Source organism: Nitrospiraceae bacterium (genome assembly GCA_020632595.1).
Classification (GTDB): Bacteria; Nitrospirota; Nitrospiria; order Nitrospirales; family UBA8639; genus Nitrospira_E.
In genome coordinates this window covers 67,935-82,270 of record JACKFF010000015.1, presented here as the reverse complement: position 1 = coordinate 82,270, position 14,336 = coordinate 67,935, and the positions used below count along the sequence as shown (strand labels likewise).

The following is a 14,336-nucleotide window of genomic DNA, read 5'->3' as shown; positions in this document are numbered from 1 at the left end:
AGGAACAACTCATTTTTACCGCCGACGAGCAACGCGTTCTTTTCATATTCAACTGTTGGGATTTTCTAACCCTCGCTAAACACTGGCACGTGATTGGTCGGATACATGCCGGGATCATCCTTTCAAAGGAATTTCCCCTGTCTGAACTCGTTCGTCGTTTCAGACACCTCGTAATCCACCATAGAAATCACGATCTCAGCAACGAAGTTTTCTGGCTACCAACCCCCGCCCCTCGCCCTTTTCGATAACTGTGCTCACATGCTCCATTGATTGCGGCCTTGCTTAACGGACTTTTGGGCACATTCCCGATTATTTTCGTATGGGAGTGTTGAAAACAGATGTTGCACCATTTGGAATGCGTTTAGCTCTGCGTTCCCTGCGTTCGGCGAAGCAGTTACGAGGGCTGAAAGCGCCTCCACGTCAGTCAGCGATGGTGTCCCGCCCAACAAAAAACATTTCGGAAATTATTTGGATACCCACAGACTGTGGGATGAACGGTTCAACCCTAGACGTACATCTTCAGCTGTCATTTCTGCTTAGGATGGTGAGCCGGAAATGGCGAGGGGCTCTTCAGGAGCTACAGGCGACCATCCTCCACCCAACGCTTTATAGAGTTGCACGATCGACACCAAATGCAGACGATGGGTGGAGGTGAGTTCGAGTTCGGAAACGAACAAATCCCGTTTGGCGATGAGTACATCCACATAACTGGTCAGACCGCCTTTGTAGCGAAGGTTGGCCAAACGCAATGCCGACCGGAGAGCCGTGACCTGTTCCTCCTGGGCATTCCGTTGGGAATCTGCCGTGCGCACCGCCACAAGAGCATCCTCCACTTCTTTGAATGCCACAAGAATGGTTTGCTCATAATCGGCCAGAACCTGCTTGGCCTGTGCTTCGACGGCGTCCTGCTGGAATCCCAGAACGGACGCATTGAACACCGGTCCCAACAGGCTGGGTCCTGCCTCCGCAAACTGCCCATTGGCCTTACCACCGCCTTTCACAAGTTGGGAAAATTGCGGGTTGGCATAGCCCATGAGGCCGGTGATTGAGATTTTCGGAAAGCGATCGGCCTTGGCCATGCCGATCCGTGCGGTTGCGGCGGCCAATTGGTCTTCCACTTGAAGGATGTCCGGACGACGCTTGAGAAGCTCCGACGGCAACCCGGGGGGGACGACCGGCGGCATCACCTGCTCGGTCAGGGACACTCCCCGCGCAATGCTTTGAGAATTGCGCCCAAGAAGTACGCTCAGCTCATTTTCTTTCTGGATCATCTGCCGCTCGAACTGCGCCACGCGAGCCGCCGCATTCGCCTGCTCCGACTCAAACTGGTCGGCATCGAGTTTTGAACTTATCCCTTGTCGTAATCGCGCACGGGCAATGGCCACCGATTCTTTCCAGGACTCCAACGTGCGCTTGGCAATGTCCAATTGCATGTCGAATTGAAGAAGATCAAAATACGCCTGGGCCACGCCGCTCACCAGCGACAGAACGACGGCCCGCCGGTTTTCCTCCTGGGCGAGCAGATCGGCGCGGGCCGCTTCGTTGGACCGCCGGATGCGCCCCCAGAGGTCGATCTCCCAAGCCAGGTTTCCTTGAATGTAATAGTTGAAGGGATTGGGGAACCCGGGCGCGGAGAAGTTGCTCTGCCGTCCGAAAACCGGACCGCTGGAGGAGACGCTAAGCTGTGGGGCGAAGTCCATCGTCGCGATCATCGCGCGTGCTTGAAATTCCTCCACGCTGGCTGCCGCCTTCTGAAGATTCTTGTTCTCGCGAAGCGCGATGCGTATCAGGTTTTGCAACTCTTCGTCGTGAAGCAATTCCCACCAGGGAAGATTCGCAATCGACTCCCCTTCCGTGTCGGACATGCGAAACTGGTCGGCCGTGTTGATATCGGGGCGTGAATAGTCCGGTCCCATGGCGCAGGACATGCCGGCCAATGCAAACAGCGCGAGCAGAAAGATGTTGGTTCGCCAACGCATGCTATCGTTCTCCCTCAAAGACGTGCGCATCCTGATCTACACCCAGCGTATCGGCCGATTTTCCCTTCATTCGTGCCGCCAACTTCCTGATCAGCACAAAGAACAGCGGCACAAAAAAGATCGCTAAAAATGTCGCGGCCAACATTCCGCCGAAAACGCCTGTCCCGATGGACTGACGACTGGCCGCGCCCGCGCCGGAGGCAATGACCAGGGGCACCACGCCAAGAATAAATGCCATAGAGGTCATGATGATCGGCCGGAAGCGAAGACGGACGGCCTCCAAGGCTGCCTCCACCAGTGGCATCCCTCCCTCGTAGCGATGATTCGCAAATTCAACAATGAGAATCGCATTTCGTGCCGCAAGGCCGATTAAGGTCACCAGGCCGATTTGAAAGTAGATATCATTGCTCAACCCCCGAATCCACACGGCCGATAGCGCCCCGAAGAGACCGAACGGCACGGCCAGAATCACCGCAAAGGGCACCGACCAACTTTCATACAGGGCGGCAAGCACCAGAAACACCATCAGGAGCCCGAAGGCAAAGGCAAAAATGGACTCCGTGCCGGTCTTCCGTTCCTGATAGGAAATCCCGCTCCAATCGATATCATAGCCCTGGGGAATTAACACCTCCTGAGCCAGCCGCTCCAACGCATTGAGGGCGGCCCCTGAACTATATCCCGGAGCCGCCGCACCCAGAACGGAAGCGGTATTAAATCCGTTGAAATGCGTCACGGTATCCGGCCCGCTCGTAAATTCCGTACTGACGACCGAATCCAGCGGCACCATCGTGGAACCTTTGGCATTGTTGGCCCGAACATAAATTTTCGCGATGTCATCCGGGCTCGACCGGAACTCCGGCAACGCCTCAGTCTGCACCCGATAGACCCGTCCGAATTTAATGAAATCATTGATATAGAAATTGCCGAAATAGGCTTGGAGCGTATCAAACACTTCGGAAATGGGCACACCTAAGGCTTTGGCCCGCTCCCGATCGACGCGGGCGTACAACCGCGGCGCCATGACGCGAAAACTCGTCCCGATCGAACCGATGGCCGGATCTTGTTGCGCCTTGCTGACAAATTGTTGCGTGATCTCGGCAAATTTTTTGAAATCTCCCCCGCTCGGATCCTGCACTTGGAGTGAGAATCCCCCGGTCGTCCCCAATCCCCGAATGGAAGGCGCGTTAAAAGCCAGGATCAGCGCCTCGGGAATTTCGGCAAACTTTTTGAAGGCGTTTCCAATCAGGGCTTTGGCATGCTGATCGGATTGCGAGCGGTCATCCCAATGATGCAGCGGCACGAACATGGTCGCCTGATTCGACCCTCGAGTGTTAAAGACAAAGTTCTGCCCGACCAGCGCATCAGTGGAGTGCACTTCGGGAACCGAAAGAAAATAATTTTCTACCTTCGCGATCACTTCCGTGGTGCGCTGCTTGGACGCACCGTCCGGCAATTGCACGACTGTAATAAAATATCCCTGATCTTCATCCGGCAAAAAACTGGATGGCAGGGCTTGAAACAGCCCACCGCTGACAACCAGCAGAACCCCGAAGACTGCAAGCGACAGCACCACATGTTTGAGAATCGTGCCAACCGTTCCCACGTATCGATTCTGGATCCATGCAAATCCGTCATTAAATTTCCTCCAGAATCCGGCCTCCCGTTCCTGCGCCGGCTTCAGAATCAACGCACAGAGCGCGGGACTGAGGGTCAATGCCACGATCCCGGAAATAACCACGGACAGCGTAATCGTGATGGCAAATTGCTGATACAGCTCACCGGTAATGCCACCAAGAAACGCCACGGGCAGAAATACGGCCGCCAGCACCACGACCAGCGCAATGACCGGACCGGTGACTTCCGTCATGGCCAGTTTCGCGGCTTCCTTGGACGGGTGCCCGTTTTGAATGTGACGGGCGACATTTTCCACCACCACAATCGCATCATCCACCACGATCCCGATGGCCAGAACCATGCCGAAGAGCGTCAGGGTATTAATCGAAAATCCAAGGGCGACCATACCCGCAAATGTCCCGATCAAGGAGACCGGGACGGCCACGGCTGGAATTAATGTGGCACGCCAGCTCTGCAGAAAAAGATAGACGACCAGGATCACGAGCACGAGGGCTTCGAAGAGAGTCTTCACGACCTGTTGAATAGAGACCTCGATAAATCTGGTCGTATCGTAAGGAATATCGTAGGAGACACCAGCCGGAAAGATGGTGGTCAGGCTCTGCATTTCCTCCTTGATGCGTTTCACGGTTTCAAGGGCATTGGCCCCCGGGGACAGGAATGTCAGCATAAAAACATTAGGTTTGCCGTTCCACCGTCCCTCAAGGTCATAGGACTGCGCGCCGAGTTTGACTGTGGCCACTTCGCCGAGACGCACCATGGAACCATCCGGATACGCCCGGACAATCATGTCTTCGAATTCTTTGGCTTCACTCATTCGTCCCTGGGTAATCACCGGAATGGTGAGTTCCGTCCCTTGCGGAGCCGGCTCACGCCCGATCCGGCCGGCCGGGAAATCCCGGTTTTGTTCCCGCACGACATTGGCAATGTCGGTGGGCGTCACATCCAGTTGCGCCATCCGGATCGGGTCCAGGATCAACCGCATGGAATAATTCTGTCCCCCGAAAATCACCGCGTCTCCTACCCCGGGAAGCCGTTTAATATTGTCCACAATCCGGAGAATCGCGAAATTGGAGAGGAAGACCGTATCCTGACGGGGATCACTGGAACTCAGCGCCACCACCGCGAGCAGATCCGGAGAAACCTTCTTGACCGTGATGCCCTGGCGGACCACTTCCGGCGGCAATTGAGGCTCGGCCAGCCGTTGGCGGTTTTGAGTCTGGACCTGTGCGATATCGACATCCGTCCCGATTTCAAAAGTCAAACGGATGGTCATATGCCCGTCGTTCGTACTTGAGGAATCGTAATACAAGAGATTGTCGATGCCGGGGAGCTGCACCTCTATCGGCCTTGCCACGGCTTCGGCCACGACTTCGGCACTCGCGCCCGGATAATCCGCCTCGATCTGAACCACGGGAGGGGTAATTTGCGGAAACTGGGCAATGGGAAGCACTTGAAGAGACACCAGTCCCACTACCACAATCACAATGGAAATGACCGTGGCAAAGATCGGTCGGTCAATAAAAAAATGAGAACTCATGAGTTCTCCTGTGTGGCTTCAGAAGGGGTCGGATTCTCATGGCTCGTTTTTTCCGATGTGGCGTCTCCATTCCCGAACGGCACGGGATTGACCTGCATGCCCGGTTGAATCCGATGAAATCCTTCAACGACGATCCGCTCACCCGGCTGAAGGCCGTCTTCAATGAGCCAATCGCCCTCACGCCAACCGGTGGCGTCCACTTCACGCACTTCGACTTTATCGTCGGGTCCGATTACATTCACAAATGTGCCTTTAGGCCCCTGCTGAACCGCACGCTGAGGAATCAAAATCGCATCGGTCCGGATATATCCCTTCAGCCGGATGCGGACGAATTGTCCGGGATACAAATAGGATTTGCCTGGAGAAAGATCGGCCTCAGGATTGGGAAAGGCAAACCGCCCCTGCAAGGTTCCCGTCTCCGACCGGATGGCCACATCGGCAAAATCCAGCTTTCCTTCATGAGGATAGACACTGCCGTCTGCGAACGTCATGACTCCGCGTAATTGAAAAAGATCGGGCCTCTGGACTCTGTGGGCCGCCAGCTCACGCCTCCTCCGCAACAAATATGTTTCCGGAACAGAGACATTCACATACATGGGGTCCAACTGATCGATAGTGGTCAGCAGATCTGTCTGGGCAGAGACCAGACGTCCTTCATAAAACCGGCTTTTCGAAATACGTCCCCCGATCGGAGCCGCGATCAGAGTGTTACTCAGGTCAAACCTGGACTTGACCAGATCACCCTGCGCCGCTTCCAAAGCGGCTTTGGCGGCTAATCCTTCCGCCAGGGCATCGTCCACATCCTTTTGACTGACCGCTTGTTCTGTCAGGAGAGGTTTGACGCGGGCAAAATCCTGCTTCGCTTGTATCAGTCGAGCCTCCGCTTGTGTCACCCTGGCTTTGGCACTGAGATACGCCGCTTTAAAGGGCACCGGGTCGATGAGGTACAGCCGGTCTCCTTGTTTGACATTCCTGCCTTCCGTGAAAAATACCTTCTTAATGATGCCCGTTACCTGGGACCGGATCTCCACCGGGCGAAAGGCCTCGGTTTGTCCGATGAATTCCGGTTCATCGGGGAGATCCTGGGTGGTCACCGTCACCACTTCCACCATCGGCGGTGGAGGAGCCGGGGGTGAGGTTCCTCCCTGCCCGCATCCTGCAAGAAGGATCAGGAATACACCGACACTCCTCCGGATCACGGCGTTTCCGTTGCCCAAGTGAGCTGAAACGGACCTGAGTATGGCAGCATTCATCTGGTTGGTTCCCACCAATTCCGGTCAATTCCATTCACGGGTTTCATGCCGGAACTTTTAAATTGTGCTGTTCTCTGAATGGTTGACTCATCCATAAGGGTTGTCTTTCCTTCATCCTCATTGCAGAACATTATCTTTTTAAATGTGTAGACGTCAGATGGTCACGATTATTACGGCCGAACAAAAATCTTCACATTTTGACAAACACCTTTTTCTTCCACCGCTCATCTCCTTCCCGCTTCGTTCCACGCGTCCCTTCTCGTGAGAGTCAGAAAGCCCGCAAACCGGCTCAGTCCAGTCGCCCCATCCTTCCCGCACGATAATCGTTCACCGCCTGCACAAGCTCTTCCTCCGTGTTCATGACAAAGGGGCCCATCCGGGCGACCGGTTCCAGAATCGGTTCCCCACTCAGCACCAACACCCTGGTCTCCTCCATGGCCTCAACATTCACCGTCGTTCCCTGCCGGTCACAAAGAGCCATTTCCGCCTCCCCGACTTTGTGTGATCCATTCAAAACCAATCCCCCACTTAACACAAATACGCCGGTATTATATCCAACCGGAAGACTGAGCTCACCCTTGTGCCCGGCTACCAATCTCAGATCATACAGGTGCACGGGCGTAAACGTCCTGGCCGGCCCTTTAAGTCCCTCATATTCCCCGGCGATCACACGGAGCACACCGCCCTGGCCCCCAAGATTGGCTTGAGGAATGTCTGCATTGAGCAGGGTTTGGTACCGGGGCGCGCTCATTTTTAATGACCCGGGAAGATTGACCCAGAGTTGAATCATTTGTAGCGTGCCCCCCTCCCTGGCCCAGGCTTGCTCATGGAGTTCTTCATGGACCACACCCGAGGCCGCCGTCATCCATTGCACATCCCCCGGTCCGATGGTTCCTCCGTTTCCGGCTGAATCGCGATGCGCGACCCTTCCCTGATAGACAATGGTCACGGTCTCAAACCCACGATGAGGATGCTCTCCGACACCCAGCCGTTGATTCGTCGGAGGGAACGATGCCGGACCCGCATAATCCAAGAGCAGAAAGGGGCTGATTTCTTCGGTCAGATCGTGGCTTGGAAAGATATTCCGTACCGGAAACCCGTCCCCGACCATATGGGTGGACCCCGCTTTGTAGATTCCTGTCACTGATTTCCGTTGCGCCATGGTGGACTCCTTTCTTCAGCACGTTCCCTCGACTGCCTCTTGAGAAGAACGGGTGATTTCTTCAACATAGGCCCGGGTCAGACAGCCGGAAGAGAGAAAACTCGCTCCCTGCTGAAAGACCCGTTTTAGAAATAATTTCCCTTCCTGATCCAAAAACGTCACCCCCCGCAGATCCAGTCGACGTGGTCGACCCGGATTCTCCGCGCATGTCTCCTGCCAACACCGTTCAGCTTCGCGAACGGCAGGTCCGGCAAGACGGCCTTCCAACTGTACGGTGATCATCGTGTCATCTATGTGCGTGGTGACTCGAATCATAACCTCATTCCTTATCAACACCGTTGAGACCCGGGGATCTGAATCTCTTAGGCTCCATGGCCTTGTGCGCGTTACAGGTTCGTAGGCATTGGTGTTTCAGATCACAGGAATTCTTTACCCATGATAAAAATCTTCCCGAATGATTTTTCCATCCTTCCAGGTTTGCACGGCCACCTGCTGCATTTGCACGCGGTTTCCCCCTTTGAAGGTCAGGTCAAACGTCCATTCCACGGCGGCATGATTCCCGTCAACGATCGTCCGTCCGATCCGGGCCCCATGGAATTCCTGAACATTATTTAAAAATTGTTGTTCATATTCCCGGTTGGCGGCTTTCCCGACTCGCTCGTCCTTTAGGTTTTCGCTCATCACCACGTTATCAGCGTAGTACTTGTCAAATGTCTCCAAAAGTTTCCCGGCCAAAACTCCATCGATCACAGCTTGAACCTGTTGTTGAATACTCATCATCCCTTCTCCTTTCAATGAATAATAATTGACGGTTCATCCTACGAATTGAAACATTAATTGATTAATTGATACATGCACCCTCATTCTTATGCTGCCCCGATAGGAATGAGCGCTCCATTCAGCGAATCAGCCTCATCAGAGGCAAGAAAAACCAGCAGCGCGGCAATGGCTTCCGGCTTCACCCATTGGTTAGGATCGGCGTCAGGCATGCTTTCCCGATTAGCCGGCGTATCAATGGTGGATGGCAGCACCCCGTTCACTTTCACGCCCGAACCGGCTAACTCAAGAGCCAGCACTTTGATCAGAGCCAGAAGGCCCGACTTTGAGACAATATACGCACCGGCACCGGGAAACCGATCCACGGCGGCGCGAGCCGCAATATGGATCATGCGACCAGCGCCTTGTTTGGTCATCAGGCGTGTCGCCTCCCTCGACAGCAAAAAGGCCGAGGTCAAATTGAGGGAGAGCATTCGGGACCACGCGGATGCGTCCGTGTCGGCAAGGCGACCCATGGCAAACCCGCCAACAAGATTGATCACGCAATCGAGGCGTGTGGTTTTTTCAACGGCCTCCTTCATGAGGCGCTGAACCTCAACCTCATCGGTGACATCCGCTGCAAGGCCCAGCAGACCTTCCGGAAGTGTCTGAGGAAGTTCCCGGCCCACGACCACCACCTTGGCACCCGCCTGGGAGAATGCTTTGGTCACCGCCTGGCCCAAGCCACCCGATGCCCCTGTGATCATGACAACTTTTCCATTGAGGGATACCATCATTGAACTCCTTTTTCGTCTCTCCGCTTTTTTATTGTTCCACTTTCATCGGTCTCTGAAGATGAGCCCGATCTCCCACCATCGGGTACGAGATCGAGCCACATCATTATTCACATCCGCCTCGTTACTCGTGCGTTTTCCCTTTGGCATTGATGCTTTTTTCGTCATGCGAAGCACGATGCAGATCAATAACGGTTCCGCCTTCATTCACTTCAACCGTCACCATGGCACCTTCTTCGATGGGCTTGGTTTTGATCTCCAGCCGACCAAGCGGAAACACTTTCTCACCCTCGGAAGTTTCCAGTTTGATTTCCTTGTTCATTTTTCCCATATACACCAACTTCCCCGTATAGAAGTGATGGATGCCTTCCTCGCCCTTGGGATGGGCCTCGATGACGGCGTTGTTCTCATCCAGCACCAGGGTCACTTCGTCTCCCACCTTGGGGACCGCGTGGCCATGCCGATGCGATGCATTCTCGGTCAGAGTATAGTTCCCGGTGGGCGTTTTAACCGTGAGAATCCCACCTTTCTCCGTTGTTACGACTCCGGTGACCTGCTTATGTCCATGGCTGACGCCCTGGGAGTCCGCATGCCCGATACCGGACAAAAGAAAAACCATGCCCATTACCGCTGATAACATTATCATGTGGATATTCATGGTACGGTTCATCACTTCCTCCTTTATGGTTGTTGAAATAACCCTGGTACTATCCTGACGGATTTGGCGCATATTCATTTCTTGACTCCTTTTCATAATGATGCATTTCAATTCCTAATATTTTGATTAACCCTGCGACGCTTAGGCTGCCGCGGTCCGGCGAGTCCCATCAGCGTGGGTTGATTCCTGCGGTGAAAGCCATTTGCCAATCACCTGATCAACCGACCACTTCCCGCCGCCCGTCACCATTAATGAAAGCCCCATACCAATGACGAGCAGGTGATACTCGAATCCTTCGCCGGCCTGTTGGCCAAACCAGTTCATGAAAAACCCGTTCGACCAGTGCACCGTGGCGATCGCCCCCAACATGATGATGCCCAAACTGGCTGCGGTGAACCGCGTCATGAATCCGGCGGCCAGGGCAAGCGCGCCCACCGATTCTCCGATAATGACCAGAAAGGCAATCACCCAGGGCAGACCCATCTGCTGGGTAAAGAATCCCATGGTGCCCTCAAACCCGTTTCCGCCATACCATCCCAGCAACTTTTGCGCCCCATGAGGAAAAATGACCAGCGCCAACATCACTCGTAAAATCACCGGCGCCCACCGCTCTTCTGTTTGAAAAAATGTTTTCATGGCTTCCTCTCCTTTGTGAATGAATAAATGTGTGTGGTTTGTCATGGTTTGTTCCAACGAAAGCTTTGTTGAACTCTTACTCCTTACATATGGCAAGAGCCGTTCCAGCTTGCCGGAGGAACCAATAATGTCATAACTCATTGAATCAATGACCATTTCAAGGAATGATCGGAAGGCTCAGCACGCGGGTGTCGAATCAACAATGACGATATATCGACTCGTGTCGAAAGGACGTCATGAAGACGAGGGGGATGGTAATACGGAAGGGATGTGCATAGAACTCTCGATGGCCCCCCGCTGACGAATTGCGGGGATGAGAGATAAGGAGAGGATTGGTTAGGCCCTAGAGTGTGTATCGAGAATCCAGCGTGGCGGCCTTGTGGGTCTGTTGAAAAAAGCCGCCAGCGGCGTTCCCTGCCTTCGCCGGAGCGGCTTCGCGCAGGCAGGTCGCCATTTTTCTGTGCTCACGTACTCAGCATACGCTCCGCGTGTAAAAACGGTTGCGGCCTTGCTGGACGGACCCTTCGGGAAGACTCAGGGCATGCTTTTTTGAACCGACCCGGAGCCTTTGATGAGTCATCTAATCCTGCGCAAATTGGTCCTTGAAAATCTTAATTATTCAACACTCCGCTTGTTCAGGTGGCTCCTAGCTGATGAGGGGCAGGGATGACGATAAAGAAAACAGGGGCAATGAAGTCCAGTTTTGTCAGCGATAGAGCGATTCGCCGGGTTGGATGTTCAACGAGGTCGTTATGTCCCAAGCAGGCATTTCTTTGGCTGATCATTTCCTTCATAAAATCGGGCCTCGATCACATTTCCTTCAGGGTCGGTGAAATAGATTGAGGTTCCCGATCCCCGCGCTCCCCACCGTTGGACAGGCCCTTCGCTGATGGCAATCTTCTGATCACGAAGTCGGCCTTGTAAGTCTTCCCAATCCTTTTTGGTGAGGGAAAGACACAAGTGATTCAGGTTGCGGAATCCTTGCCCCGCCGGAATATTCTGCTCCCACAACTTCCTGGGAAATAAGTCGATGACGGTATGTTGATTGATGCGCACAGAAGGAAACGGCGCGTTCCCGGCGACATAGTCTTCGAGTCGCTCCGCCGGTAACATCAAAATGTTGGTGTAGAAATCGATGATAGTTTCATCATCTTCGATATTCAGCACAATGTGATCCAGAAATCCTTGCATAGACCTATTCCTCAGTTGCCCGCACACCATTACGTCGGGCGCGAAATTCCAAGCTTTTTCATTTTTGAAATCAACGTGGTGCGTTTCATCCCCAGCCGTGCCGCCGTGCCTGAAGCGCCGCCGATCACCCATTTGGTATCCTGCAGAGCACGGAGGATGTGATCCCGTTCGGCTCCTTCTAATGTTGTTATGGGCTGAGTCGACCGCTGAAGGTTTGCTTTGAGGTCCAATAACGGCACAGCCAGTTCGGAACCCTGCGAAAGAATCACAGCACGCTCAATCAGGTTTTCCAGTTCACGGATATTTCCCGGCCAGGGATAGCCTGCCAGACGTTCCATCGTCCTGGTCGGAATGGTTTCGATGGGCTTTTTCATCCTGGTGGCATACCGCTGAGCAAAATACCGAACGAGAATCGGGATATCCTCTTGCCGGTCGCGAAGAGGTGGTATCGTGATCGGAAAGACATTCAACCGGTAATACAAGTCACTACGGAATTCCCCGGCATCCACCATCTGCATTAAATCGCGGTTGGTGGCCGCCGCCAGACGAACATCCACCCGGATCGTGCGCGTCCCGCCCAGCCGTTCAAACTCCTGTTCCTGGAGCACCCGGAGCAACTTGGATTGCAATTCCAACGGCACTTCCCCGATTTCGTCCAGGAAAATGGTGCCGCGATGAGCAAGCTCAAAGCGCCCGACCTTTTGAGAAATCGCCCCCGTAAAGGCCCCTTTTTCGTGGCCGAATAGTTCACTTTCCAACAGACCCGTGGGAATGGCCGCGCAGTTAATTTTGACAAAGGCCTGGTCTTTTCGCGTGCTGAGTTGGTGGAGCGCGCGGGCGATGAGTTCCTTGCCTGTGCCCGTCTCACCCAGAATCAGCACCGTCGAGTCGGTCGGGGCGACAATTCCCAATTGTTGGAGGACACGCTTTAAGCCGGGGCTCTCGCCGACAATTTCCTCGAAGTTGGTTTCTGTCCGAATTTCATCCCGGAGATAGACATTCTCCTTTTCCAGCTTTTCTTTTAATTCGGTAATTTCCCGATAGGCAAGGGCATTATCAAGCGCAATCGCCACTTGTCCGGCGACTTGCGTGAGCAGGTCGGCGTCCGCCGTGGAAAAGGCCGAGGGACGGGTGCTGCCGACATTCAATGTTCCCAGGACCCGATCGGGCAGCATGAGGGGCACACAGCACCCGGATTTCACGCCCTCTGCGATCAACTGCCGGGCGGTATCGGAATGAAATGGTTGCAGATCGGCTTCATGCCAACACACCGTTTTTCGTGATCGGAACGCTTCTCCGGCCGGCGTATCATCAAGGGCAATGGAATGGCTTCCCCCCAACAAGCCTTTTCCTGAAGGAAAATTCAGCACCTGTCGACGAAAGTTCTTCGCATCGGGATTATAGAAATATAAGCTGGTGGCTTCATGAGGAATCACCCGTCGCAAGGACGTGACCATAGTGGCAAACAAATCCCCCAATTCCAGTTTGGATACCACTGCGTTGTTGACGTCCAACAGGACTTGCAAGCGATCCCGCTCGCGGCACAATTCCTCCTGATGCAGGACATTGTCCACGGCCACCGCCACCTGCCTGGCGACCTGAAGCAGAAACGTCAATTCCGAATCCTGGTAGGTGCCTTTTTCCACGCTCGCGAAGTCGATTGCTCCCAGACGGCGTAATGCGGTCGTCAACGGAACCGTACAGATCGACTGCACCCCGTCTTCGAGCATTAACGGGAGCACTGTGGGAAAGCGGGAGTCCTGAGTCAGGTCGGAAATAATCAACGGCTGCTGGGTTTGCCACACCCAGCCACTGGGATGGGCATCCAAAGCCCACTCTTTCCCGCCCTGAATATCCGCAGGAATATTGGCCTGAATGAGGTAATCCTGGATGGTGTTCCGCTCGGACCGATGGAGAGCCAGGCCGATGAAATTGAGGGGGACGATGCGGGGAAGTCGTTGAGCCAGGTCCTGTAACAGGGTGGTCAGGTCCCGATGGGCCGCAATCGATTCTGAGACCTCCAGCAGAGCGTGGGAACGCGGATCAAGATCCCCGGGAACCGACTGAGTCCGTTCATTCATAGGACACCAGTATCGCCGATTCCATCTATCAAAAAAAAGTCACCCGGCCCCCGGTTGCCTCCTGCGATCAGGAGGCACTCGTCGGTGAGGCAAATGTGATTCCAATATCCTGAACCTCCCTGTACGGAAGAAGCCAGATTAAGGATTCATCATGCAGATCCCCGACCTGGATCCGATTACCCCAGGGATCCCGGAAATCACATCGAAAATCCGGATGGACCTCCAGTCCATATTTCTTGGTGATTTTTTCCCGTACTTCTTTTACCTGAGCGTCGTCCCGGACCATGATGCCGAAATGTTTGGTGCGATCCGGTTGAAGGGTTTTCACTTCAAAAATGGCCAAAAACTGATGCTCTCCCATTTTGCACCAGGCGTTGCCCTCCCCACCCCGCAGCATCTCAAGATTGAAGACATCCGCATAAAACTCGACGGCTTTTTGCGCATCGTCAACTTCGATCACTACGTGATTGACTCCATAGACTTGTACCGGCATAACGGTTTCTCCTTTTTCCTATTAGAGGTTCATCAGGCTTTTCCGTACGTCACTTCCATGCTCGTGCTCTTCGTTCGACATGAGGCACCTTTGATTTCCTCTCCTTTGTAAGGAGAGGGTAGGTGAGGTAGATTCCGATGCCTATCAGTAAAACATCCCCG

12 protein-coding genes are annotated in these 14,336 nt (G+C 54.0%); all 12 read right to left on the bottom strand.

Annotated features, from left to right (window positions below):
* Positions 1-536 precede the first annotated feature (536 nt).
* The 12 genes from H6750_18855 to H6750_18800 all read right to left on the bottom strand — a co-directional run bounded on the left by H6750_18855 (position 537) and on the right by H6750_18800 (position 14,175).
* Positions 537-1,979, bottom strand: coding sequence for an efflux transporter outer membrane subunit (locus H6750_18855; GenBank protein ID MCB9776367.1), 1,443 nt, complete (start codon positions 1,977-1,979; stop codon positions 537-539).
* Position 1,980: 1 nt separating this feature from the next.
* Positions 1,981-5,151, bottom strand: a complete 3,171-nt coding sequence (locus H6750_18850) for a multidrug efflux RND transporter permease subunit (GenBank protein ID MCB9776366.1) — start codon at positions 5,149-5,151, stop codon at positions 1,981-1,983.
* On the bottom strand, positions 5,148-6,404 hold the full coding sequence (locus H6750_18845) for an efflux RND transporter periplasmic adaptor subunit (GenBank protein MCB9776365.1): 1,257 nt from the start codon (positions 6,402-6,404) through the stop codon (positions 5,148-5,150). The genes H6750_18850 and H6750_18845 overlap by 4 nt, the downstream gene beginning before the upstream one ends.
* Positions 6,405-6,693: 289 nt before the next feature.
* On the bottom strand, positions 6,694-7,566 hold the full coding sequence (locus H6750_18840) for a pirin family protein (protein ID MCB9776364.1): 873 nt from the start codon (positions 7,564-7,566) through the stop codon (positions 6,694-6,696).
* 15 nt (positions 7,567-7,581) lie between these two features.
* Complete coding sequence (locus tag H6750_18835) at positions 7,582-7,881, bottom strand: hypothetical protein (protein ID MCB9776363.1); 300 nt, start codon at positions 7,879-7,881, stop codon at positions 7,582-7,584.
* 114 nt (positions 7,882-7,995) lie between these two features.
* On the bottom strand, positions 7,996-8,346 hold the full coding sequence (locus tag H6750_18830) for a nuclear transport factor 2 family protein (protein MCB9776362.1): 351 nt from the start codon (positions 8,344-8,346) through the stop codon (positions 7,996-7,998).
* An 86-nt stretch (positions 8,347-8,432) separates the two neighbouring features.
* Positions 8,433-9,119, bottom strand: coding sequence for an SDR family oxidoreductase (locus H6750_18825; GenBank protein MCB9776361.1), 687 nt, complete (start codon positions 9,117-9,119; stop codon positions 8,433-8,435).
* Positions 9,120-9,240: 121 nt separating this feature from the next.
* Positions 9,241-9,852: a hypothetical protein gene (locus H6750_18820; GenBank protein MCB9776360.1), complete on the bottom strand. Its 612-nt coding sequence runs from the start codon at positions 9,850-9,852 to the stop codon at positions 9,241-9,243.
* A gap of 63 nt (positions 9,853-9,915) precedes the next feature.
* On the bottom strand, positions 9,916-10,410 hold the full coding sequence (locus tag H6750_18815) for a DoxX family protein (protein ID MCB9776359.1): 495 nt from the start codon (positions 10,408-10,410) through the stop codon (positions 9,916-9,918).
* 750 nt (positions 10,411-11,160) lie between these two features.
* Positions 11,161-11,601 carry a VOC family protein gene (locus tag H6750_18810; protein MCB9776358.1) on the bottom strand — a complete coding sequence of 147 codons (441 nt, stop codon included), beginning with the start codon at positions 11,599-11,601 and terminating at the stop codon, positions 11,161-11,163.
* 29 nt (positions 11,602-11,630) lie between these two features.
* Positions 11,631-13,682 (bottom strand): sigma 54-interacting transcriptional regulator, encoded by a 2,052-nt coding sequence (locus H6750_18805; GenBank protein MCB9776357.1) that lies wholly within the window; start codon positions 13,680-13,682, stop codon positions 11,631-11,633.
* A gap of 67 nt (positions 13,683-13,749) precedes the next feature.
* Positions 13,750-14,175 carry a VOC family protein gene (locus H6750_18800; GenBank protein ID MCB9776356.1) on the bottom strand — a complete coding sequence of 142 codons (426 nt, stop codon included), beginning with the start codon at positions 14,173-14,175 and terminating at the stop codon, positions 13,750-13,752.
* Positions 14,176-14,336: the final 161 nt, after the last annotated feature.